The 23,201-nt window shown below is 66.4% G+C and carries 21 protein-coding genes and 1 tRNA gene; 18 read left to right on the top strand and 4 right to left on the bottom strand.

All coding sequences use genetic code 11. From position 1 onward, the window contains the following. Positions 1 to 109 precede the first annotated feature (109 nt). The 3 genes from AOP73_RS01660 to AOP73_RS01650 are packed head-to-tail and all read left to right on the top strand — an operon-like array spanning position 110 to position 2,700. Complete coding sequence (locus AOP73_RS01660) at positions 110 to 493, top strand: cold-shock protein (RefSeq protein WP_061962912.1); 384 nt, start codon at positions 110 to 112, stop codon at positions 491 to 493. Positions 494 to 499: 6 nt separating this feature from the next. Continuing rightward, a complete protein-coding gene (locus AOP73_RS01655; protein WP_084626479.1) occupies positions 500 to 1,474 on the top strand; it encodes a DUF3027 domain-containing protein in 975 nt (324 codons plus the stop codon). 8 nt (positions 1,475 to 1,482) lie between these two features. Beyond that, a complete protein-coding gene (locus AOP73_RS01650; protein WP_061962911.1) occupies positions 1,483 to 2,700 on the top strand; it encodes an MFS transporter in 1,218 nt (405 codons plus the stop codon). Here the strand turns inward: AOP73_RS01650 and AOP73_RS01645 are convergent. Next, the gene (locus AOP73_RS01645) at positions 2,697 to 3,530 is read right to left on the bottom strand and encodes a CAP domain-containing protein (protein ID WP_061962910.1); all 834 of its coding nucleotides are present in this window, start codon (positions 3,528 to 3,530) and stop codon (positions 2,697 to 2,699) included. The two genes, AOP73_RS01650 and AOP73_RS01645, sit on opposite strands and share 4 nt — an antisense overlap. Continuing rightward, positions 3,527 to 4,651 carry a phosphoserine transaminase gene (gene serC, locus AOP73_RS01640; RefSeq protein ID WP_061962909.1) on the bottom strand — a complete coding sequence of 375 codons (1,125 nt, stop codon included), beginning with the start codon at positions 4,649 to 4,651 and terminating at the stop codon, positions 3,527 to 3,529. The genes AOP73_RS01645 and serC overlap by 4 nt, the downstream gene beginning before the upstream one ends. On the opposite strand from serC, the gene manA reads away from it, so the two are divergent. The 11 genes from manA (at position 4,650) to AOP73_RS01585 (ending at position 18,212) form a co-directional block, all read left to right on the top strand. Beyond that, entirely contained in the window at positions 4,650 to 5,891 is a 1,242-nt protein-coding gene (manA, locus tag AOP73_RS01635; protein ID WP_084626478.1) for a mannose-6-phosphate isomerase, class I, read from the top strand. The two genes, serC and manA, sit on opposite strands and share 2 nt — an antisense overlap. Before the next feature lie 10 nt (positions 5,892 to 5,901). Further along, on the top strand, positions 5,902 to 7,236 hold the full coding sequence (locus AOP73_RS01630; RefSeq protein ID WP_061962907.1) for a UDP-glucose dehydrogenase family protein: 1,335 nt from the start codon (positions 5,902 to 5,904) through the stop codon (positions 7,234 to 7,236). Then, positions 7,233 to 7,916 carry a metal-dependent transcriptional regulator gene (locus AOP73_RS01625; protein ID WP_061962906.1) on the top strand — a complete coding sequence of 228 codons (684 nt, stop codon included), beginning with the start codon at positions 7,233 to 7,235 and terminating at the stop codon, positions 7,914 to 7,916. The genes AOP73_RS01630 and AOP73_RS01625 overlap by 4 nt, the downstream gene beginning before the upstream one ends. Positions 7,917 to 8,082: 166 nt before the next feature. Beyond that, positions 8,083 to 8,826, top strand: a complete 744-nt coding sequence (locus AOP73_RS12245; protein WP_061962905.1) for a C40 family peptidase — start codon at positions 8,083 to 8,085, stop codon at positions 8,824 to 8,826. A 123-nt stretch (positions 8,827 to 8,949) separates the two neighbouring features. After that, complete coding sequence (locus AOP73_RS01615) at positions 8,950 to 9,936, top strand: aldo/keto reductase (RefSeq protein WP_061962904.1); 987 nt, start codon at positions 8,950 to 8,952, stop codon at positions 9,934 to 9,936. Positions 9,937 to 9,961: 25 nt separating this feature from the next. Then, a tRNA-Arg gene (locus AOP73_RS01610) sits at positions 9,962 to 10,034 on the top strand. Between the two features lie 63 nt (positions 10,035 to 10,097). After that, a complete protein-coding gene (locus tag AOP73_RS01605; protein WP_061964738.1) occupies positions 10,098 to 11,411 on the top strand; it encodes an MFS transporter in 1,314 nt (437 codons plus the stop codon). A 95-nt stretch (positions 11,412 to 11,506) separates the two neighbouring features. Further along, positions 11,507 to 12,625 carry an ACR3 family arsenite efflux transporter gene (gene arsB / locus AOP73_RS01600; RefSeq protein ID WP_061962903.1) on the top strand — a complete coding sequence of 373 codons (1,119 nt, stop codon included), beginning with the start codon at positions 11,507 to 11,509 and terminating at the stop codon, positions 12,623 to 12,625. After that, entirely contained in the window at positions 12,622 to 13,062 is a 441-nt protein-coding gene (locus tag AOP73_RS01595) for an ArsR/SmtB family transcription factor (RefSeq protein WP_084626477.1), read from the top strand. The genes arsB and AOP73_RS01595 overlap by 4 nt, the downstream gene beginning before the upstream one ends. Further along, entirely contained in the window at positions 13,052 to 13,483 is a 432-nt protein-coding gene (locus AOP73_RS01590; RefSeq protein WP_061962902.1) for an arsenate reductase ArsC, read from the top strand. Before AOP73_RS01595 ends, AOP73_RS01590 begins: the two co-directional genes overlap by 11 nt. Positions 13,484 to 13,754: 271 nt before the next feature. Beyond that, positions 13,755 to 18,212 carry a PDDEXK-like endonuclease domain-containing protein gene (locus AOP73_RS01585; RefSeq protein ID WP_152650503.1) on the top strand — a complete coding sequence of 1,486 codons (4,458 nt, stop codon included), beginning with the start codon at positions 13,755 to 13,757 and terminating at the stop codon, positions 18,210 to 18,212. Positions 18,213 to 18,345: 133 nt separating this feature from the next. On the opposite strand, the gene AOP73_RS01580 is transcribed toward AOP73_RS01585, so the two are convergent. After that, positions 18,346 to 18,558, bottom strand: coding sequence for an FmdB family zinc ribbon protein (locus AOP73_RS01580; RefSeq protein ID WP_061962900.1), 213 nt, complete (start codon positions 18,556 to 18,558; stop codon positions 18,346 to 18,348). Between the two features lie 9 nt (positions 18,559 to 18,567). After that, complete coding sequence (locus tag AOP73_RS01575) at positions 18,568 to 19,194, bottom strand: 5-formyltetrahydrofolate cyclo-ligase (protein WP_061962899.1); 627 nt, start codon at positions 19,192 to 19,194, stop codon at positions 18,568 to 18,570. A 79-nt stretch (positions 19,195 to 19,273) separates the two neighbouring features. On the opposite strand from AOP73_RS01575, the gene AOP73_RS01570 reads away from it, so the two are divergent. The 4 genes from AOP73_RS01570 to AOP73_RS01555 are packed head-to-tail and all read left to right on the top strand — an operon-like array spanning position 19,274 to position 23,189. After that, a complete protein-coding gene (locus AOP73_RS01570; RefSeq protein WP_061962898.1) occupies positions 19,274 to 20,212 on the top strand; it encodes a UTP--glucose-1-phosphate uridylyltransferase in 939 nt (312 codons plus the stop codon). Beyond that, positions 20,213 to 21,460: a molybdopterin molybdotransferase MoeA gene (locus AOP73_RS01565; protein WP_061962897.1), complete on the top strand. Its 1,248-nt coding sequence runs from the start codon at positions 20,213 to 20,215 to the stop codon at positions 21,458 to 21,460. It begins immediately after the preceding gene. Positions 21,461 to 21,469: 9 nt separating this feature from the next. Continuing rightward, positions 21,470 to 22,048, top strand: coding sequence for a GNAT family N-acetyltransferase (locus AOP73_RS01560; RefSeq protein ID WP_084626476.1), 579 nt, complete (start codon positions 21,470 to 21,472; stop codon positions 22,046 to 22,048). A gap of 52 nt (positions 22,049 to 22,100) precedes the next feature. Continuing rightward, entirely contained in the window at positions 22,101 to 23,189 is a 1,089-nt protein-coding gene (locus AOP73_RS01555; protein WP_061962895.1) for a hypothetical protein, read from the top strand. Positions 23,190 to 23,201 lie beyond the last annotated feature (12 nt).

The following is a 23,201-nucleotide window of genomic DNA, read 5'->3' as shown; positions in this document are numbered from 1 at the left end:
CACACTACCCGGTTGGCGCGCGCATCGGGAACGTGGCCCGTCTCGGAACGTCCGGCTAGACTGGGGCACGGCGTCGAACAAGCGGCGCGCTGATTGACGCGAGGTTAATGTGCCCACGGGAAAAGTGAAGTTCTACGACGCCGACAAGGGGTTTGGCTTCATCCAGAGCGACGCAGGTGAAGAAGTGTTTCTGCACGCCTCCGCGCTTCCTGGCGATGTCACCAACCCGCGCAAGGGCGCCAAGGTCGAATACAGCGTCGCTGATGGCCGTCGCGGCCCACAGGCGCTATCCGTCACGATGCTCGAGCCCGTGCAGTCGACTGCACAGAACCTTCGTAAGCCCGCCGATGACATGACCGTCATTGTCGAGGACCTCATCAAAATGCTCGACGGCGTCTCTAATACGCTGCGCAAGGGCCGCTACCCGGAGCCCGCCAAGGGCAAGCAGGTCGCCGCCGTATTGCGCGCCGTCGCCGAGCAGCTAGACGCTTAGGACTCCATGGATACCGTTCTTGACCAAGCAATCGACATCGCCCGCGAGGCGGCCGTCGAGACCGCGAACGACGACGCCGCAGTGGGCGTTCACGTAGGCTCCGCCAAGGCGGGCGAGCGGTTGGTCACTCACCTCTTCGCGTGCACCCTGCAGGGGTACCACGGCTGGGTGTGGTCGGTCACGCTGGCGCGCGCCCCGCGCGCCAAGACGGTCACCGTGTGCGAGTCCGAACTGATTCCCACCGACGACGCGCTACTGGCGCCCGCGTGGATCCCGTGGGCCGACCGCGTGCAGCCCGGCGACCTCGACGCGAGCATGATGCTTCCCTTCGTCAAGGAGGACCCGCGACTAGTCCCCGGTTACGAAGCGACGGGCGACGTCGACGCCGACGCACTGGCCATCTTTGAGTTTGGCCTGGGCCGCGAGCGTGTGCTTGGCCCCGAGGGCCGCGAGGACGTCGCGCAGCGCTGGGCCCGTGGCTCGCATGGCAAGACGGCCCCCTCCGCCATCGCCTCCGCCGCCCCATGCTCGACCTGCGCCTTCTTTGTGCCGCTGACCGGCTCGCTCCGGATGGCGTTTGGCGCCTGCACCAACGAGTGGTCCCAGTCCGACGGCCGCGTCGTCGCGGTCGATCACGGCTGTGGCGCGCACTCGCAGACCGACGTTGAGCGCCAGCAGTCTCAGTGGCCCGAGACGGACCCTGTTTTCGAGAATGACGTGCCTGTGGCATTTGACCTGACGACGCCGGACCCTGAGCCCAAGGCTGACGCCACCGACGCGCCATCGGCCGATGCCGTGGCTGAGCCGGCCGCGGAGGCCACCCAGGATGCCGCCGAGTCGGCAACGGAGACAGTTGCCGTCACGGGAACTGAGCCAGTCGCAGAGACGGTCGCCGACGCTGCCACAGAGACTCCCGCGGACGCGACACCTGCCATCTCCGAGGTCGCACCAGAGACCAGCGCCGAACCCGACGCGAGGTAAGTCCGCCGATGGCGAGAAGCGAGCCGCGCCGCGAGGTGGTGCGTGACCTCGCAACGTCGACGTACATCCCCACGTTCCTTGCCGAGATCGGCATTGGCGCGGTCTTGCCCGTACTCGCGCTGTCGGTGCTGTCGTTCGACTACGACTCGGTCGTTGCCTCGCTGGCGGTGGCCGCGTATTCGATAGGTCGCATCGTCGGCTCGGCCCTCGGTGGTCGACTGTCGGCCGGGCTTGGCCCTGCGCGCGCAGCGATGGTCATGCTGGCCGTCCTGGCGGCCGGGGCGGCGATCTGCGCTGCTTCACCGATGATCATGCCGTTCGCGGTGGGCGCGCTGACCGTAGGGGTCGGCCATGCCGGCTATCACATCGCACGTCAGGGACAGGTGAATGCTGCCGTCAGCGCCCAGTATCGGGCTCGTGCGCTCACCACTCTCGCCGGCGTGTGGCGCATCGCCAACTTTGTGGGGCCACTCATGGGCGCTGCGATCATCGGGATCTGGGGCATCCACTACGTCTACGTCGCCGCCGTGATCGCCGCCGTCGCCGCGATGGTCGCGCTGCGCCTGTCTCCCGCGTGGCACCTCCGCCTCGGAGCCGAACCGGAGCAGAAGGTGTCGCCGTTCACGGTGGTCAAGGACAACGCCAAGGTGTTCCGTACTCTAGGTATCGCTGTCGTCTTCACGGGAGCAGTGCGCGCCGCCCGCCTCGTGGTGCTGCCGCTGTGGGCCACGCACGTGGGCCTCAGCCCACAGGTCGCGACCCTCATCTTTGGGATCAACGCCGCAGTCGACATGGTGCTGTTTTACCCGGCGGGCGTCGTGATGGATCGCTTTGGTCGCGTGTGGACCGCGGTCCCGTCGTCTCTGATGCTGGGCCTCGGCACCATCGCCCTGACCTGGACGTCGGGTGCGCTCGGCGTGACGCTGGCCGCCATCGTGCTCGGAATCGGAAACGGTTGGGGCTCCGGCCTGATCATGACCCTTGCCGCAGACGTCGCACCGCGCGCCACCCGCTCGGTTTTCACTGGGGTGTGGAGCATCGCGCAGGATGCGGGTGGCTTCGTTGGGCCGATGGCGGTGTCCGTGGGCGCTGCCATCGCACTTCCGGTGGGATTCTGGCTGGTGGGCGGTGTTGGCATCGCCACGGCCTACGGCATGTATCGCTGGATTCCGCCGTGGCGAGGCAACCCTTCGCACCCGCAGCCGGCGACGCCCCTCGATCTCTAGCGGAAGTTCTGCGTGGTGTACCAGGTGGTGCCGTCCGACGTCTGAGCAGTGCCGGCACCCATGGTCGAGTACGACGGGTTCATCAGATTCAAGCAGTGCCCGTTGGAATACATCCAGTTCTTGTGGGCGCGGGCGATCGCGTTGCCTTCGCCCATGCCGTTGCTGGAGTACGCCACCGCGACGTTCTCGGCGCCCGGACGGTTGGGGTTGTGGGCCAGCGCGTCGTAGGGGGCGTCGGTCGTGGAGTCCTTGGCCGCCATCGCCTTTGACCACTTGGTTGCCGCAGAGGCGAGTGAGGACGACCAGCTCAGCTTGCCCAAGCCTAGGCGTGCGCGTTCCTGATTGGCTGCAGCGAGCAGTGCTTGGGGTCCACCGGACGCCGTATAGGGAGCCTTGGGGTTGGCGCAGTAGGAGGTGAAGTCAGACGCGGAGGCCTTCTTCGTGGCAGGCGCCTGCTGGGCCGCGCTCGTCCTCGCCGCGGTAGTGGTTCTGGTCGACGTCGATTTCTGCGCGGCCAATGCCACGGCGGGCTGAGGTGCCGCCACGGGCTTGGGCGGAGGAGGCGGGGGCAGCGTGACGGTGACGTCGTGGAACGTGACCTTCGCATCGGCGAGCGTTCCGGGAGCGACGATCTCGGGCATCGGCGCGGGGGCGGTGATTGGTGCGGTGGTGGGGCTATCAGCGAGGTCGGTGGCGACGGACCCTGGTGCCCACGTGCCCGCGGTCAGCAGCGAGGTGATGGCCACCGCGACGGGGATCGAACCTAGCAGGATGGTGTTGCCGTGGCGTCGGGGACGCTTGGGGCTAAGGACATCCTGCTGTTCGGTCATGTCAGTAATCGCTCCACTAAGTAGTCAATGCTGCGGGTGAGAGCTGAGACGTCCTCTGGATCCACCGCGGGATACATCCCAATGCGGATCTGATTGCGGCCCAACTTCCGGTAAGGATCGACATCCACGACGCCATTTGCACGGAGGTGCTGGCGCAAAAGGGACGAATCCACCTTGTCGGCGAGCCCGATGGTAGCCACGACGGTCGAACGGTTTGAAGGTTCTGTGACAAAAGCCTCAGCCCACGCACGCGACTCGGCCCATTCGTACACGGAGCGCGCTGATTGTGATGTGCGGTATGTCACAAAGTCCATCCCGCCGCCGGCCAGCATCCACTCCAATTGCGCCCTCATGAGCACCAGCGTGGCGACGGCGGGGGTGTTGAGAGTTTGGTTCACGCGTGAGTTGGTCAGCGCCGTGGCCAGCGACAGTGACTCAGGGATATAGCGCCCGGAGGCCGCGATGCGCTCGATGCGTTCGATAGCGGCGGGGGAGATCAGCGCAAACCAGATCCCGCCATCGGAGGCGAAGCTCTTCTGCGGCGCAAAGTAATAGACATCAGCTTGACGTGCCTCGAGGAACAGCCCGCCTGCCGCCGAGGTGCCGTCCACGACGGTGAGCGCGTCTCCGATCGCGGGTGGACGCACCACCTGAACCATCGCGCCGGTGGAGGTCTCGTTGTGGGGCCACGCGTAGGTGTCGATGCCGTCCTCGGCCTCGGGCAGGACGACCGTACCGGGCTCGGCCGTACGGACGGACGATGCTTCGAGGTGCGGCGCAGCCGTGGTTGCCTTGGCGAACTTCTGGCCGAACTCGCCGAATGCGGCGTGCTGCGCCTTGCGCTCGACCAGCGAGAACGCGGCAGCATCCCAGAACATGGTGGAACCGCCATTGCCGAGGATGACCTCGTAGCCGTCGGGCACGTTAAAGAACGTCGACAGCATGGAGCGCACGTCGCCCACGAGGTCCTTGACGGGGGCCTGGCGATGCGAGGTGCCGAGCACCAGGGGCTGCGCGGCAACGAGCGCGTCGAGCTGCTCGCCGCGAACCTTTGAGGGTCCTGAGCCGAAACGGCCATCTGTGGGCAGGAGATTGGCGGGGATCGTGATCGGTTCAAACATGGCAACAGCGTACTGGGCGCGGCGAGGGTGGCATGATGGCTGGGTGTACTCGCTGAATCCATCCCTGCAGAACTACGCCTGGGGTCGCACCGACTCCATCCCGGAGCTGCTCGGACGTGAGCCCAGCGACACCCCGGTAGCCGAGGCCTGGTGGGGCGCGCACCCCGCGTCCCCGGCGACAGTGGACTGCGACGGCGAGGCACTGGGGCTCGACGGTCTGATCGACCGCGACCCGGACCACACGCTGGGCGCAGATGTCGCTCACGAATTTGATGGACGGCTGCCGTTCCTCCTGAAGGTGCTCGCGATCGACGCCCCCCTATCGATCCAGGTTCACCCCAGCATGGAGCAGGCCGCCGAGGGATTCGACATCGAGGAGGCCGCGGGAATCCCGCCCACCTCACCTGCTCGCACCTTTCGCGATCGCTCGCACAAGCCCGAGATGATCGTGGCTCTGACTCCCATGACGGTGCTCGCCGGATTCCGCGATTTGCCCGGCCTGCGCGGTGATCTGCACCTGCTGGGTAAGGACGGCGCGGCCCTGCTGGAGCTCGTCGAGAACGCCGAATCGACCGCGTCTGCGGTGACTGCATATATAAGGAGTGTTTTGGCGCTTCCGAGGGGTGCCCACGTGGTGACCACCCTTGCATCGCTGAACTCCAGTGCGGAGCCTTCCGCCCAGGTGCGCGCGGCCTGTAGCGCCCTCGCGTCACACCCCGGCGACCCTGGCGCACTGGTGGCGCTCGCGATGAACGTCCTCTACCTGCGCCCTGGCTCAGCCTGCTTCGTAGGCGATGGCACAGTGCACAGCTATCAGTCGGGTGTGGGCGTGGAGATCATGGCCAACTCGGACAACGTGGTGCGTGCCGGCCTCACTCCTAAGCCCATCAACGTGCCACTGCTACTCGACCTCATGAATGCGGTACCGGCAACGGCTCATCGACCCGAGCGGGTGACCGAGGGTGCAGTCACTATATATAGAGCGCCCGTCGCGGAATTCGAACTGGCCTCGGTGAGCGGCGGCGACTGGACCGCCCCCGCGGGCCCGCGCATCGTGCTCTCTCTAGAAGGCTCCACCACCGTCACCAGTGCCGACGAGCAGCGCGAGCTCGCGTGCGGCGAGGCGGTGTTCGTTCCCTACGGCGACGGCGAGATTACTGTGCGCGCCCCCGGGCACGCAGTCATCGCTTCAGTTCCGCTCTCAGCGGCACGAGGAACCGGCGCCTCCACTGGCGACTAGGCTTGGCGGCATGCCAGAACGCATCTCCGTCTTCGGTACCGGATACCTCGGTGCCACCCATGCCGCAGGCATGGCCGAGCTCGGCCACGAGGTCATCGGCGTGGACATCGATCCCGCCAAGATTGACCTGCTCCGCCGCGGTGAGGTTCCCTTCTTCGAACCGGGACTGTCCGAGGTCCTTCGCCGCCATGTCGATTCAGGGCGTCTGCGCTTCACCACGGACGCCCAGGAGGCCGCCGACTTTGCCGACGTGCACTTCATCGGCGTGGGAACCCCGCAGAAGAAGGGGGAGAACGCGGCCGACATGACTTACGTCGACGCCGTGATCGAGACCCTCGGCCCGCTCCTGACGCGCCCTGCCGTCATCCTCGGCAAGTCGACCGTGCCGGTGGGTACCTCGGCGCGCCTGGCTGAGCGGCTGCGCGAGATCGCTCCCGTCGGCGACGAGGCTCAGTTGGGATGGAATCCCGAATTCCTGCGGGAGGGCTTCGCCGTACAGGACACGCTGTTCCCCGACCGCCTTGTGATTGGGGTAGACCCCGAGCGCCCCGGCAGGATCGAGGAGGCCGCACGGCGCGTCTACGCGACGATGCTGGAGCGCGACACCCCGTTTATTGTCACGGACCTGGCGACGGCCGAACTGGTCAAGGTGAGCGCCAACGCGTTCCTGGCCACCAAGATCTCCTTCATCAACGCGATCGCCGAGGTGTGTGAGGCCTCGGGCGGAGACGTGATTGCCCTGGCCGACGCGATTGGTTACGACGAGCGCATCGGCCGCAAGTTCCTGGGCGCCGGGCTGGGTTTTGGGGGCGGTTGCCTGCCTAAGGACATCCGCGCTTTCATGGCTCGCGCCGGGGAGCTCGGAGTTGACCGAGCCTTGACCTTCCTGCGTGAAGTCGACAACGTGAACATGCGTCGCCGCGAACACGCCGTGGAGCTGGCCACTCGGGTCGTGGGTGGATCTTTGTCGGGTATCCACGTAGCGGTTCTTGGTGCGGCCTTTAAGCCCCAGTCGGACGATGTCCGCGATTCGCCGGCCCTTGATGTCGCCGGCAGCCTGCATCTGCGTGGCGCGGACGTCCGGGTGTACGACCCGGAGGCCATGCGCAATGCGGCCGCCATCTGGCCGACATTGACGTTCGCGGACGGCATCGACGGTGCATGTCGAGGCGCGGACCTCGTGATCGTCGCGACCGAATGGGGCGAGTTCAAGACCATGGACCCCGTGGCACTCGCGTCGACGGTCGGACACGCACGCATCATCGATGGACGTAACTGTTTGCCCTCGCAAGAATGGATCGATGCGGGTTGGGATTACTACGGAATGGGTAGGCACAGCGGATGAGTGACCTGATTGACACGACGGAGATGTACCTCCGCACCATTTATGAATTGATCGAAGACGGTGTCACGCCAATGCGCGCGCGCATCGCGGAGCAGTTGGGCCACGCGGGCCCCACCGTGTCGCAAACCATCGCACGCATGGAGCGCGACGGGCTGGTGATCGTGTCTGGCGACCGGCACCTGGAACTGACCGCGGAAGGCGAGGCTATTGCGGTGCGGGTGATGCGCAAGCATCGGCTCGCAGAGCTGCTGCTGACCGACGTGGTGGGACTCGAACTGCCTTACGTGCACGAGGAGGCCTGCCGGTGGGAGCACGTGATGAGCGACCGCGTCGAGCGGCGCCTCCTCGAGATCCTCGGCAACCCCCAAGTGTCGCCATATGGGAACCCCATTCCCGGCCTCGCGGAGCTAGGAATGAGCGACGAAGCCGCCAAAAGTGCCCCTGGCGTGTCGCTAAATCAAATTATTTTGGATGGTGTGACGGATGTCACCCTGGTGCGCATCGGGGAGAACCCTCAGGCGGCACTTGGGTTCCTTGATGAGTCGGTCAAAGCAGGACTCGTACCTGGGGCGACGCTCCGGATCGAGGCCGTCGATGATGACGTTTTGGTTACGACTGATAACGGTACGGTAACGATCACGCACGAAGCTGCTCGGCACGTTTTCGTCAGCGCCCATTAGGCAGGACACGAAATTGTTATGTATGGTGAGTGACCGTAGGACCTGAGGAACTTCCTCCTGATGCCTGTTTTGACTGAGGGACCGCTTCACATCTGAGAAGCACGGGGCATCAAGATAAGAAAACGCGCACGTGGCGCGGAAGGACTGAAATTTGACGCACGGATACATGCGCGCAAGAGCGCGAGCGGTAGCTGCAGCAGCAGGCGCCGCCATCGTGGTGGTTCCCCTTACGGGAGCAGCGGCCGTCGCCCTCGTGGCCACCGAGCCCGACACCGCCACCGTTCAGGTGAGCGCGGACTCGTCACTGAGCTTTGCAGACGCGGTCGCCCCGGTTGAGGCCGGCGCAGCACCCCTTGCTGATGCGGCCTCCGCCGGCATCAACGTCACCGCTGAGGTTCCCGCCGTTGTCGCCGCTGAGGATGACGTTGAGCTCGACCTCGACACTCCTGACATCAAGGTCAAGGAAAACCCCAAGCCTGTAGTGGTCGCTCCGGCGCCCGTGGCCTCGACCAGCAACAGTTCGAGCTCGAGCACGTCCTCGGCCCGCCCGGTCTCTAACTCCAGCAACGTCAAGGCAGCGATCAGCGGAAGCGCTGTCATCGCCGAGGCCTCGAAGTACGTGGGCGTCCCCTACGTGGGCGGCGGAAGCAGCCCGAGCGGCTTCGACTGCTCCGGTTTCACGTCTTACGTCTACGGCAAGCTAGGCATCAGCCTCCCGCGTTCATCCGGCGCCTACTACGGCGTGGGCACGCGAGTGTCCTCGCCTCAGCCCGGCGACATCATCGTGTCCCCAGGTCACGTGGGCATCTACGCAGGCCCCAACCTGCAGATCGATGCTCCGCGTCCCGGCAAGACCATCCAGTTCCGCGGGATCTGGCAGCACAACCCGACGTACATTCGCGTTAACTAAGAACGCGTCGCACAAGAGCCGTCACCTAGGGGTGGCGGCTTTTGTCGTGTATGGGTAGTTCGCGCACGAGATCTGTGCCCCACGTGGTGGCGAGCACCGGCGAATGTGCTCTAGCGTGGAGGCATGAAGAGTAATCGTGTTCCCCGCCTTGGACGAGATCTCTCACAGGTGGGACTGGGCTGCTGGCAACTTGGTGCCGACTGGGGCGACGTGAGTGACGAGCAGTCGCACCAGATTCTGGCGGCCGCCGCAGAGTCCGGAACAACCTTCTTCGACACCGCGGACGTCTACGGCGACGGCCGCTCGGAGCGCGCCGTGGGTGCATTCGTGAACTCACATCCAGATAAGGCACTCTTTACCGTCGCGACCAAGATGGGCCGGCGAGCCGACCCGCACGTCGCTGCCGAGTACAACCTCGACAACTACCGTCGCTGGACCGACCGCTCGCGCGAAAACCTGGGTGTGGACCGCCTCGACCTCGTGCAGTTGCACTGCCCGCCGTCCGAGGTCATGCACGACCCGCAGACCTTCGACGACCTGCGCACGCTCGTCGACGAGGGACGCATCGACAAGTGGGGCGTGTCCGTCGAACTCGTGGACGACGCCATGCGCGTTCTTGGCGAGCCCGACCTTGCCACCATTCAGATCATCGTGAACGTGTTCCGCCGCAAGCCGCTCGAGCGAGTGCTGGGCGCGGCGGACGAGGCCGGCGTGGGAATCATCGCCCGCGTACCGCTCGCATCGGGCCTGCTGTCCGGCAAGTACGACGAGGCCACCACGTTCGCTGACAACGATCACCGCACGTACAACCGTGATGGTTCGGCGTTTGATGTGGGCGAGACCTTTGCCGGTGTGCCGTTCGATGTGGGTGTCAAGGCCGCACGCGAGGTGGCTGCGCTAACCCCTGAGGGCTGGACCACGTCGCAGCTCGCGCTGGCCTGGCTGGCGTCCCTCAACATTGCGACCATGATTCCCGGCGCGCGTACACCGGAGCAGGCGCGGCTCAACTCCGCCGTCGGTGACTTCCCGCAGCTTGACGATGCCACCATGGCCAAGCTCGCCGAGATCTACAACCGCGACATTCGCGAGCACGTTCACGCCAGGTGGTAACCCCGGGTAGGCTCTTTTCCGTAAAGCGCCTGTAGCTCAGGGGATAGAGCACCGCTCTCCTAAAGCGGGTGTCGGCAGTTCGAATCTGCCCAGGCGCACTCTTGGGGTCGCACGGCGGCGTACGCTGGCGAAATGAGCCTGGTAGCCAAGTGGTTGAACGCGTGAGTGCGCGGGCACCATCGGCTCGAGTCGCGTGGATAGTTTTTGCGGCCGGCGTCTTTGTCTACTTCACGGCCGTCGTGCACCGCACGGCTCTGGGAGTCGCGGGCGTCGAGGCAGTAGACCGCTTCGGTATTCAGGCCACTGGGCTCGCCTTGTTCACCGTCGTGCAGCTGGGTGCCTACGCAATGATGCAGGTACCTGCAGGTCACTTGCTGGACAGATTTGGTCCGCGCGCTGTGATGGTCGCGGGGTCGTTGGTGATGGCGTCCGGGCAGTTGCTCCTCGCGGTGACCGATCATGTGTCCCTCGCCCTGGTGGCGCGCGTTCTGATTGGCGCTGGGGATGCTCCCATTTTCATTGCCGCGGCCCGACTAGTGGCCGAGTGGTTCCCGCCCCGTCGGGTGCCCATCCTGGTGCAGGTCACTGGCTTGATCGGCCAGGCCGGACAGCTCGCCACGGCAGTGCCTGTCGCGCTCCTGCTCCACTCGCGTGGCTGGTCGGCGACGTTCTCCATCCTGGCCGGCTTTGGCGTCGTGGCGGCCATGGTGGCGTTCTTTGGGGTGCGCATGCCCCTCAGCGCCGCGGAGTCGCCTGTGATTGCGCAGCGAGAGAAGTTCTGGAGGTCGGTGCGCGCAGCCACCACCCCTGCGGGCACGCAATTGGGCTTCTGGAGCCACTTTCTCGCGCCATTTGGCTCCAACTCGTTCGCCTTGCTGTGGGGCGTGCCATTCCTGGTCATGGCGCAGGACCTCACGCCCGCGCAAGCGAGCAGCCTGCTCGTGGTGCTGACCGTGGCGGCAATGATCGCGGGACCCGCGGCGGGATTCTTTACCTCCCGGTTCCCGATGCGGCGGTCCTGGATCGTGCTTGGCTCCGCCACGGCATCGGCCGTCGCCTGGGCGGTTCTCCTGTCGTTCAACACGCCACGGCCGATGTGGCAGCTCGCCCTATTCTGCGTCGTCATCGGCGTGGGTGGTCCCATCTCGCTGGTCGGGATCGACTTTGCGCGTACCTTCTCCCCGGCCGAGCGGCTGGGCACAGCCACCGGGTTTGTGAACATCGGCGGGTTCCTGTCCACCATCGTCGCCGTCCTGCTCATCGGTCTGGTGCTGCAGCTCACCTCTCCACCGGGGGCGACCGAGTACACACTGAATGAGTTCCGGCTGGCGTTCGCGGCGCTGGTGATCCCGTGGGCGGTGGGCCTCGTGGGGGTGATCCGCAGCCGCAAGCGCACCCGGGCACACATGGCATCGACGGGAGTCCACGTGCCACGCGTGCGCGACACTCTGAGAAGGCAGTCGCGCGGGCAGTAGCAGCCAACGGTCGGTGAGGCGGGCCGTGGGCCTCCCCAGCTCAAGCATCGGCGGCGGGCCTTGCGATATGAATCGATGACCGTCAATATAGACACATGTCTAATCAAGCGATCGCTTCCCAGCCCACAGCAACCCCCGCGCGGCTGTCCACTCTCGATCGCTGGCTACCCCTGTGGATCGGTCTCGCCATGGTCGGTGGCATTCTGCTTGGCCGGTTCATTCCGGGTTTGTCGGACCTGCTGGTCTCGCTCGAGGTAGGCGGAATCTCGGTGCCGATCGGCATTGGCCTGCTGGTCATGATGTACCCCGTGCTCGCCAAGGTTCGCTACGACAAGATGACCGCGGTGACGGGGGACAAGCGCCTACTGGTGAGCTCGCTCGTGCTCAACTGGGTCGTGGGACCTGCGCTGATGTTCGCGCTCGCGTGGATCTTCCTCGCCGACCTGCCGGAATACCGCACCGGGTTGATCATCGTAGGCCTTGCCCGTTGCATCGCGATGGTGGTCATCTGGAATGACCTCGCGTGCGGTGACCGCGAGGCTGCGGCCGTCCTCGTCGCCGTCAACGCAGCCTTCCAGGTGGTGGCGTTTGCAGTGCTCGGCTACTTCTACCTGACGGTGCTGCCTGGCTGGCTGGGACTGGACACGCAGGGCCTCGAGGTGTCCATGGGGCAAATCGCGCTCAACGTACTGGTGTTCTTGGGTATCCCCCTCGCGGCCGGTTTCGCGTCGCGCTACGTGGGTGAGCGCACGAAGGGACGCGAGTGGTACGAGGGCACGTTCGTGCCGCGCATCGGCCCGTGGGCGCTCTACGGCCTGCTGTTCACCATCGTGCTGCTGTTCGCCCTGCAGGGGGAGGCAGTGACCTCGAACCCCTGGGATGTGGCCCGCATCGCGCTGCCGCTGTTGGTCTACTTTGCGCTTATGTGGGGAATTGGCATCGTCACGGGCCACCAGTTGCGACTCGGCTATGCGCGGTCCACGACGCTCGCCTTCACCGCCGCTGGCAATAACTTCGAGCTCGCTATCGCGGTAGCGATTGGCACCTTCGGCGCAACCTCCGGTCAGGCGCTCGCGGGGGTCGTTGGTCCCCTGATCGAGGTTCCCGTACTCGTCGCTCTCGTGTACGTCTCGCTGTGGCTCGCCCGGCGCTGGTGGCACATCAACCCGTCCACCGGTCTGCCGCTGGACGACCGTGCGAAGGTCACGACATGAGCGCCCCCACTCGCCAGTCGTTCCCGCTGACGGACGTGACCGCCGTGTCGGTAGCGGGCTCCGCCATCACAGCCGATGCTTGTGCGCCAGCCCCTGGCGTCGCGCCGCTGTCACCGGTCGCCGCCGCCGATGCTGCTGGATTGCTCAAGGCCATCGCGGACCCACTGCGGCTGCGGATGCTGTCATACCTGTCCCAGGCTGGCCAAGCGGAGGCCTGCGTGTGCGACCTAGCTGAACTCGCGGACGTGTCGCAGCCCACGGTCTCGCACCACCTCAAGGTGCTGCGCGAAGCCGGCATCCTTACCTCGGAGCGCCGCGGAACGTGGGTGTGGTACTCGCTCGAGCCCGCCCATCAGCCGGCCGTCGAGGCCCTCTTGGGCGCCATTTCCACGCCTCAGTCCACACCCCTCATCACAGGAGAAAACGATGACCACTGAATCTGTTGACCAACGACCCTCCGCCCTGTTCGTGTGTGTACACAACGCCGGCCGCTCACAGATGGCCGCGGGCTTCCTGCGGGCGCTCTCCGGGGGTGCCGTTGAAGTTCGCTCAGCCGGATCGATGCCCGCGGACCAGATCAACCCCACTGCGGTCGAGGCGATGCTCGAGCTCGGCATCGACATCCGTGAGGAACAGCCCAAGGTCCTGACCCCCGAGGCCGTCCAGGCGTCCGATGCGGTCATCACCATGGGCTGCGGCGACGTCTGCCCGTACTTCCCGGGCAAGACCTACGAGGACTGGAAGCTCGACGACCCGGCCGGTCAGGGCATCGAGTCGGTCCGCCCCATTCGCGATGAGATTCGCGGCCGCGTGTTGACCCTCATCAGTCAGCTCGGAGTGGAGCCAGTCGAGCTGTAAGAACGTGACCGACCTCGCGCACTGAGGACTGGCGCGTCCGAGTTGACGCGCGGGGTCCGGGGGGCCACAATTTCCCCAACGGTGCGTGTCGGCTGGATAAGTCGGCGCGCACTGTCTTTTCTTGCGCGGCCCCGCACTCCTCCTCGCGGTCCCGCAACGTACGTTCGGCGCAGGCAAATAATGCTGGCGGTCCGCGAGTGTGTCCAAGAGCACAGCACTGGGTGCGGCGTGGTGCCGCGCGGGAGTTCGTTGCGCTCGTTACCGTAGGGGAGTGGTGGACTACATCGGCCGCGCCTTGGTGTCCGAGGCGCTTCAGGAATGGCGAGAGCAACTCGCGACATCGGCGACCGTCTCGCCGCTACGAGACCTAGTCTCGGCAGGCGCGGACGTGGTCGATCTGCGCGGTGCGCACCCCGCCGGCATCGCGCCGCTGTTTGCCGGCCGTCCCACGCTTGTCTCCGCGCTGATTCGCGATGAGGCGCCGCAGGCGGCAGCCCTTCACCGCATCGGCCTCATCTACCGCCAGGCCACGCAGGTCAAGGCGGCATCGGGCGTCTGGACCGCGGCGATGTCCGTCGGCACCGCCACGTGGACCCAGGACGGAGCGCGCCGCGAGGTTCCCGTGTTGCTGCGCCCCATGCTGGTGGAGGCCTTCAACGACCGCGACTTCTACCTCACGCTGCTGGACGGAGTGAGCCTCAACCCCATCGTCGCCACGGAGCTGCGCACGCGTGGGGATACCGCGTCGCTCGCCGACCTCGTGCCACCGCCGGGCGCCGGCAAGGCGTTCGACCCACGCCCCATCTGGAATGCGTTGCGCGAGCGCGGCGCGCTCTTTGGCGAGGACTTTGCCGTGGTCGAGAACCTGCTGGTGGGTGCGTATGACGACCCGGAGCAACGCCTGCTCGACGACCTGGACGACTGCGACGCTGTCATCGGCGCATCGGACATCCTTGCCGCCGTCGCCGGCGACCAGGACGCGGCGCAACTGCTCGCCAGTCCACTACCGGCCTTTCCCAAGGGCGACCGTGACCCGTTCGCTGAGCGTGGCATCGGCGACCTAGACGACAACCAGTTCGCGGCGCTCGACGTGATCGCGACGGGCCGCAGCGTGTTCCTGCAGGCACCCCCCGGCGCCGACGCCTTATCGATGGCCGCTGCGGTGGCCGCCGATGCCGCAGCATCGGGCAAGGTCGTTGCCGTGGTCTCGGGAAGCGACGGCGCGGTCGCAGGTGTGGGACGGCGCCTCGACGATCTGGGCGCGGGCGACCTGTACATCGACGGGCACTCGCGCGCCTGGAATGCGGAGGCGCGAGCGCGACTGCTGTCGGCCATTACGCTGGGCGCGGTCGAGGTGAACGACGCCCAGTTGCGCGAGGGTGGCGAGGCCATGCTCCGAGCTCGTCACGGACTCCAGCAGCGCTTCGACTCCCTGCACCGTCCTCACCGTCCGTGGGGCGTGAGCGCCTTCGAGGCAGTACAAGCAGTCGTGAGGCTGACGTCCAGCGACCCCGCCCCGGCGACGACGGTTCGTTTGGGAGCCGATGCAGGCGCGATCGTTGCCGACCACGGATTTGCCTCCGTGGCAGCCGAGTTGGTGACACACCTCGATGAGACCGCTGCAGCCGAAGACCGTTCCGTTCAAGAGGCCGAGGCCGCCGATGCTGCGGAGGCTTCCGCGCCGGCAGAGGACCTGGTGCCATGGTGGTCCGCGGCGACGGATAACGCCGAGGTGGGCGCCAAGTACGACGAGGCGCTCGCGACGATCTTGGTGCGCCAGATTCCCAAAATGCGCACCGAAGCCGCGTTGGCTGCGCACGAGACCGGAGTCGACCAGGCGCCCTCACTCGCCGTGTGGGCGGACCAGGTCACGATGTTCGACGATATCCGGGCCACGCTGGACGTGTTCTCACCCGCGGTCTTCCATCGCTCGTTGCACGACCTAGTTGCTGCGACGGCACCGTCGTCATCGCCTCGCTACCAGGATGTTCCCCGCCGCGATCGCCGCGGAATGGTGCGCCGCGCCGTCGAGCTGCTCCGCCCAGGGCGCGGCAAGGAGAACCTCCACGAGAACCTCGTCAAGGCCCACGAGCAAGCGCTCAAGTGGCGCGCCCACAGCCCCTCCGGCGGGTGGCCCGTGGTCCCCGACGACTTCGACATCTTTAGCGAGCGTCTGCACAACTCGGCCGAACTCTGGGGCTTGATTGTGGACGTCGTCGAGCAGGCATCGGGCGAGGAAAAGCTGGCCGAGCAGCCCTGGGATCACATGGTCTCGGTACTCAGCACGCTGGCGGAGGGCATCCCGGGATCGCTCGATGCCGTCGAGGCCGTGCCCATCGAGGCGGACATCGAGGCAGTGGGCTTCGCCGAACTTCTTGCGGACCTCAACGCGCGCGGGGCCGGGCCGGAACAGGTGCGGCGTGACCTCGAGTTCTCGTGGTGGGCCGCTGCGTTCGACTCCATCGTCGCGGCGGATGTGCGCCTGACCGAGACAGGGGCGCTTGGCAGGGCCGTCGACGCCTTCCTTGACCGCGACACCGCCTTCGGGGCGTCGCGGGTGGGTCCGTTGATGCGCGCGGTCGCGGAACGCCGGCGTACAGCGATTGCGCGTCACCCCGACCACGCTCGCGACCTCTTTGCCGCGCTGGTCGAGGGCGGCGACGGATCGCTCAAGGAACTCTGGCGCGACTACGCGCCGCTCGTCACCGCGCTGCGCCCCGTCGTTGTTGCTGGCGCCGAGCAGGTGGCGCGTATGGCTCCCGCCAGCCGCTGCATTGACCTCGCGGTCATCGTGGCGGGGGAGTCGCTCGCACTTGCGGAGCTCGTGTCGACGCTGGCCCGGGCGCGCCAGGTGGTGGTGCTGGGAGATGCGCAGACGGCGACCCGGTCCGGCGTGGCCGCGCTCGCGCGACTCCTCCCGCACATTGTCATGCATGCCGTTCCTCAGCCTCGCGACCCGCGGGTGACCTCGGTGCTCGCTAGTGCCGCCTATGGGCGATCGCTGTCCGCGCTCCCTGCTGCCGAGGAGCGTGGCGGGCTCGACGTGACGGTACTGGAGGCGGTCGGTGCCCCGGTGGCGGGCGCGGTTGAGGTGGAATCGACCCGGGCCGAGGTGACGGCGGTCGTCGACCACGTCGCCCGGGTGCGTGACTCGCTGCCGCGCCGCGCGCTAGCAGTGGTGGCCGGCAACGACCTTCATGGCTCGCGCATCGTCGATGCGTTGCGTGAACGCGATGCCAGGCTCGCCGATGCGGTGCATGTCATGACCCTTGGCGATTCCGCAGGCGTAGTGGCGGACGAAGTCGTGGTCACCCTGGGCTACGCGGCCGATGCGCGGGGCGTGGCCCCTGCGAAACTTGGCGCCCTCTCGGAGACGTGGGGAAAGCAGGCGCTGGTTCAGGCCTTGGTCGTGTCGATTGAGCGGGTGAGTGTGTTCACGGCACTCAACCCGACTCAGCTTTCGGGCGCGGCGAGCAGGGCGCACGAGGGTCATGGGATCGACGACTTCCGCGACCTGTTGTCCTCGGTCGATCTTCCTGCAGTGACTCCCGAGCGCCCGGATCCTGGCCCCAGCGACTGGTTGCTCGCGGACATCGCGGGTCGCCTGCGCCGGCATGGACTCGCAGTGCGGCTGCGTTATGGCGTGGGTTCCGACACCATCGCGATGGTCGTGGGCGGCCGCCACGACCGCAATTACCAGGTAGCCGTCGTGACTGACGAGGCGGCGGCGGTGGGCGCGGCCAGCCTGCGCGACCGCATGCGCTGGCAGTACTCGACCCTCGAGGCACTGGGGTGGACAGTCGTATCCCTGTGGACGCTCGATGTGTTTATGGATCCGGACTCCGCAATTGAGCAGGTGCTCGACGCACTCGGCGAATCCCGCCCCGAGGACGGCCCGGGTGGCACTGCCGCGATCGGTACCGCTGCGATTCCCACGGTGGGCACCGGAACTGTGCGTGAGGTCACTCAGCCCGCTCTCGACATCGAGGTCGAGCGAATCGAGCTGCCGTCCGAGGACGACGCGCTGGAGGCCGCGCGCGAGGACGGCAACGACTTTGCCATCGCTGACTTGCGCGTGGAGGACTCGGGTTCTGGCGCAAATGATGAGGCCGATGCTGGGCCTGGTGAGGGCGACGAGCCTCACCCCCAGACGCTTGGAATCTCCGCGCTGATCGACGAGCAGATTGGTGGCGAGCCTGCTGAATCCGAGCGGCACAATGACGGTCCAGAACTCATCGACAAGGCTGACACCGCCGAGGTCACCAGGGTTGTCGACGAGGGTGCGGACGCAGAACACGTGAGCCCCGCGGCAGCTGACGGTTCGGACGGGGAGATCGTGGTGCCGAAACTTGCGCCCGACTCCGGCCCCACGCCCGTTCCCAGTTTCAGCATGGGCTTTGGTGTGCCCAAGGTTGCCCCGCCAGTGGCGGCAAGTCAGGGAACTGACGACGACGGGGCGACTGAAGGCGAAGACGCGAACTTCGCTAACGTCGATGCTGATGCTGATGCTGATGCCAACGAGGACGCCTCAGATGAGGTTGGTGACGCGAAGAACGTAGCGTCCAAGCCAAAGGCTCCCGAGCCGGACGTCAAGGCCCGACACCGCGGCGCGGACCGGCCGCTGATTCCCACTCGTGCGTGGGAGGACGTTGACGAGGCCTGGGGTGGCTCGCACGGCGGGTCCTCACGGGACGACGAGATCAAGCGGGATAAGCCGCCGCATTGGTGAGGCCGGTCCGTAGCGGACCAATGGGGCGCAGCGAGCGCTCAGAGCGTGCGAAATCGGACCAATACCGGGCGGAGGTGGTGGGAGAGCCTGCAGGTGCGTTCGGAGGCGCGGGGGAGAGTCCGCGCCCCACAGGCTAAGTGGAGCTGCTGCTGGGTGCCGACTTCTTGGTTTCGCGCGAGTCGGTGCGGTAGAAACCCGAGCCCTTGAAGGTCACGCCCACGGTGCCGAAAACCTTGCGCAGTGCTCCACCACACTCGGGGCATGCAACGAGGGTGTCATCGTGAATTGACTGCACCTCATCGAAGCGGTGCTGGCATGCGGAACATGCGTAAGTGTACGTAGGCATGCACGTATCTTACGCCGGGAGCCGAGTCACTCCTTGCGGGGTGATGACGGCGTGCACGGTGATGTCGTGTTCCTCGTGAGGAAGCGCATGCGCCTCGTCGCGCAATTCGCCGGCAAACGTGAGCGCCACGATCGGCGCATCGGGCGCTGCGTCGCACAACGCACGGTCGTACCAACCGCCGCCCTGGCCCAGGCGGTTGCCAGTGGTGTCGACGGCAAGCGCAGGAACCACCACCACCTCGGCCTCGTGCAGGGCTTCCTGGCCAAGGAACTCCCCGGACGGCTCCGGAGGGCGGCCAGGTGCTCGCTCGACGAGGTCGTCGGCGCCCTGATAAATACCCCATCCACGCTTGAGGCCATCGCCCAGCATGGGGATCAGCACCTTGACACCGCGCTGGTGCAGCGCTTCGATGAGCGGCAGTGTGCCGGGCTCAAACCTTCGTGAGGCGTAGACAGAAACGCACTTCGCCTTGCCGACGGAGGGGAGGGCGAGGACGTGGTCGCGGAGAGCTTCTGCGTGCTCTTGGAGCCGTCGCTCGCTGCGGTCGGCGCGTCCCTTGCGGATGCTGGAGCGCAAGAGCGCCTTTGAGTCGGCCGGTTCGACTGCACGCTGGGAGGTCATCGACTGCTGTGTCATGGTTCCATTGTGCCAAATTTTGGTAAACAGAATGTTTCGCCAGGCCGATGTGACTAACCTCACGCGTTAGTCTCGTGCCATGACTTCTCGCGTTCGCAAGGCCGTCGTCCCCGCTGCGGGACTAGGAACTCGCTTTCTACCAGCATCGAAGGCGATTCCCAAAGAGATGATCCCGGTGGTCGACAAGCCGGCGATCCAATACGTGGTCGATGAGGCGCTCGCCGCCGGGCTCGATCACGTGTGCCTGATTACTAACCCGGGCAAGGAGGCGATGGAGCGTCACTTCGCCCCGGCGCCGGACTTGGAGGCCGCTCTCGAGCGCAAGGGCGATCAGGCACGGCTCGACGCGGTCCGTGAGACCTCGTCCAAAGGTGAGATTGCGTTTGTGAACCAGGGAGATCCCAAGGGTCTCGGTCATGCCGTGGGCCGCGCCGAGGAATGGGTTGACGGGGAGCCGTTTGCGGTTCTGCTCGGCGACGACTTCCTGGACGCTGACGACTACATCCTGGACGCGATGTGCCGCATCCAGGAGCGCACGGGCGGCTCGGTTATCCTGCTGCTCGAGGTTCCACCCCACATGATCCAGATGTACGGCTCGGTGGACCCCACGTCCGTCGCCGCCGTGGACCTGCCGGGGGAGGGGGAGGTCCCGGACGGACTCGAGATCCACCGCATCTCCCGACTGAACGAGAAGCCAGCACCAGGCGAGGAGTACTCGAACTTGGCCGTGATTGGCCGCTACGTCTTCAACCCGGCCGTGCTTGACGTCCTGAAGACCACACCGCCGGGACGCGGCGGTGAGATTCAGCTCACCGACGCGATCTCTACGCTGGCGTCAATGCCGGCTGAGGATGGTGGCGGCGTGTACGGCGTCGTCTTTCGCGGCCACCGTTACGACACCGGCGACAAGTTGGAATACCTCAAGGCCGTGGTCCAGCTCGCCGCCAAGCGCACGGACCTCGGTCCGGACTTTACGACCTGGTTGCAGGGCTTCGTGTCCACGCGCGACAATGCCTAGATGATTCTCAGCAGCGACGCGGAGCCGCGCACCCTCGTTCAGCACCGCGCTGAGGTGATCGCGGGGCTGCGGCCGCTGCCTCCGCTCGACGTGCTCGTCGCGGACGCCATCGGTGCGACGCTGGTGGGCGATGTTGTCGCTCAGCATGCGCTCCCGGCGACCGACGTTGCGATGTGTGACGGCTATGCGGTGCAGGCCGCGGACATCGCCGACGCGAGCGACGAGAATCCCGTCTCGCTCACGGTGTCCCACGACGTATCCTTTGACGCGCGGGCCCCGCGTCGTCACATTCGCGGCGCCGCGGCACGGATCAGCTCCGGCGCTCCCGTACCCATCGGCGCCGATGCCGTGGTCCCCGTAGCGATGACCGACGGCGGCGTGGCGCGCGTGAAGATTATGGCGCCCACCCACCCACAGGCGCATATCCGCTCCGCGGGTGATGAGGCGGCTTCCGGCAGCATGGCGATCCCCCAGGGATCGAGGCTGGACGCGCGGCGCATCGCTCTCGCGGCTGCGCTCGGCAATGCCCGACTCACCGTCAGCCCAGTGCCCCGGGTGGTCGTGATCTCCGTCGGCTCCGAGTTAGAGGAGCCTGGCGCAGGTAGACCCGGATCGCGGGTGCCCGAGTCCAACGCCTACATGTTGAGCGCCTTGGTGCGTGAGGCAGGTGCACATGCGTACCGGGTGGGAGTGGTGCCCGACGACCGGGGTAGCGTGCGGGCAACAATCGAGGACCAACTGGTGCGCGCCGACGTGGTGCTCATCACCGGTGGCCTGTCCGAGGCGCGCAATGACACCGTGGCCGCTGTATTGAAGGACCTCGGAGATGTGCGCGTAGGCGAGGTTGGGCTGTGGCCGGGCAAGCGGCACGGCTATGGTCTGGTGAGCGCCGATGGCGAGCACCCCATCCCGGTGCTCGCACTGCCCGGTAGTCCCACGGCCGCCTTGATCGCCTTCGAGGCCTACGTGCGCCCCGCACTGCGGTTCATGAGCGGACGCACCGAAGTGGACCGTCCCACCATTCACGCCCGCTCCATCGCTTCTTGGCGGTCCCTTGACGGACAGGTGCAGCCGGTTCCCGTCACGATCGAGACCACAGGCTCAGGTCAGCACTTCGCCACCCCCGTGGGAATCCCAGGGGAGATTTCGCTGACCAACGTGGTGGCGTCCGATGCTCTGGCATGGGTCGATTCCGACGTTGCCAACGTCACTCGCGGCGATTCGCTCCGTTGCACCCTGTGGGACTAGCGGGAAACCATGTCTCGTGAGGTCGTCCTGAGGCGAGGATCCCTGACGCTTCGGCCCTTACGGCGTAGTGACGAGGCGGAGTGGATGGCGGTGCGCAGTAAGAACTACGCGTGGCTGCGTCCGTGGGAGGCGAACATGCCTCCCGGTCGCCCGCAGGTGTCCGCTAGTTTCCCGGCCTATGTGCGACGTGAGCGGGGGAGATGGAAAGCCCGGACCGCGTTCTCGATGGTCATTGAGTGGGAGGGTGCCTTGGTGGGGCGAGTGTCCGTCCATGCAATCGAGTGGGGCGCGCAGTGCGGTGGCTCCATCGGCTACTGGATTGCGGAGGACCACGCTGGCCGCGGCATCGTCCCTCGGTCAGTCGCAATGATGAGCGAATACGCCTTTGGCGAGGGCCTTCACCGCCTGGAAATCGCATTGCGACCCGACAACTCAGCGAGCCATCGGGTGGTGCAAAAACTCGGCTTCCGAGCAGAGGGCCTGCGCGCGAAGTACCTCTACATTGACGGCGCTTGGCGCGACCACGCCGTCTTCGCGCTGACCGCGGAGGAGCCCCGCGAGGGTCCCTTCTGGGACCCATCATTCTGACACGCCGATAACGCTCCGGTACCTTGAGCCCGGTCGCCCGTACCGTCGTCTCATGACCACCCCAGCCGGATTGCTCGTAATCATCGCCGTAGGCATGGTTCTCGCATATGTGCTTCCGCAGCGCATCAAGGAACGATCCGACTACGCCCTCGTTCGCACCGAGGATCGCTATTCGGCGGAGATGCGTGTGGTGAAGTCCACCGCCCAGCGTGCCGAGCGGGCCGCGGCTCGCCCCTCGACCGACTCCGGTGAGGTGCCGCTGCTCGTCACCGGAGCAGCCCGGGCTTCAATTTCGGCGCTCGGTGATGAGCAGATGTCCCGTCCGTCGGGACCGCTTGACCGCGCCGCCACCGCTGCGCAGCGCGAACGACTGTCGCTTCGCTCGGACCGTGCCGCAGTATTGGCCGAACGTGCCCAGCGCGCCCGCCGCCGCAGTGTGGTGGCTGGAGTTGCCGCGGTGCTGGCAACCATCGGCTGGGTGCTTGTCGCCACCACCGGATTCCCGACTCTCATCGCAGCGCTCGCGACGGCAAGCGTCGGTGGTGTAGTGGTTGCAGGAGCGCGTACCGCTGCTTCCCAGCGCAAGGCGGACCGGAACGTGCGCCTGATCGCTCGCGAGGTGGAGGCCGCCGCTACTGCTACGCAGGCGCTGCGCCGCGTCGCTCGGGAACGCTCCGAGGGACGAGACTCCCAGCCGTCCGATGTGGAGACGCAGGCTATCCGTGTGGTCACCACCGAGGATCTCGCCCCGCTGGCGGCCCCCGCTCCGGTACCGGCACCCGAACTACCGAGCCACGTCATCGGCGATGTCGAGGAGCCCATCCGGACCAACGAGAGCTGGTCGCCCAGTGGCGTCCCGGCTCCCGCCTACACGTTGAAGGCGTCAGTGCGTCGTGCCGTCGCCCGCCCGATCACCGACGAAGACCTCGCAGCATCGGCGCGCAACGCCGAACGGGCCATCGACGCCCGTGCAGCCAAGCGCACCGCAGGCGACCCCGCGACGCGGGCCACCGCCAATGTGGTGGTACCCGCGGCATCGACCGCGAACAGCTCTCCTCTCGCTCCGCAGCGTGACGACGAGGCGTCGACCGTCGGCGCGCTCGACGCGATTCTCGCGAAGCGCCGTCAGGCCAGCGCGTAATAGCTGTCCTGC

The sequence above is a fragment of the Demequina aurantiaca genome, from assembly GCF_000975135.1.
GTDB classification, from domain to species: Bacteria; Actinomycetota; Actinomycetes; order Actinomycetales; family Demequinaceae; genus Demequina; species Demequina aurantiaca.
The sequence above is the reverse complement of the archived record's forward strand: the minus strand, read 5'-3'. Positions and strand labels throughout refer to the sequence as shown.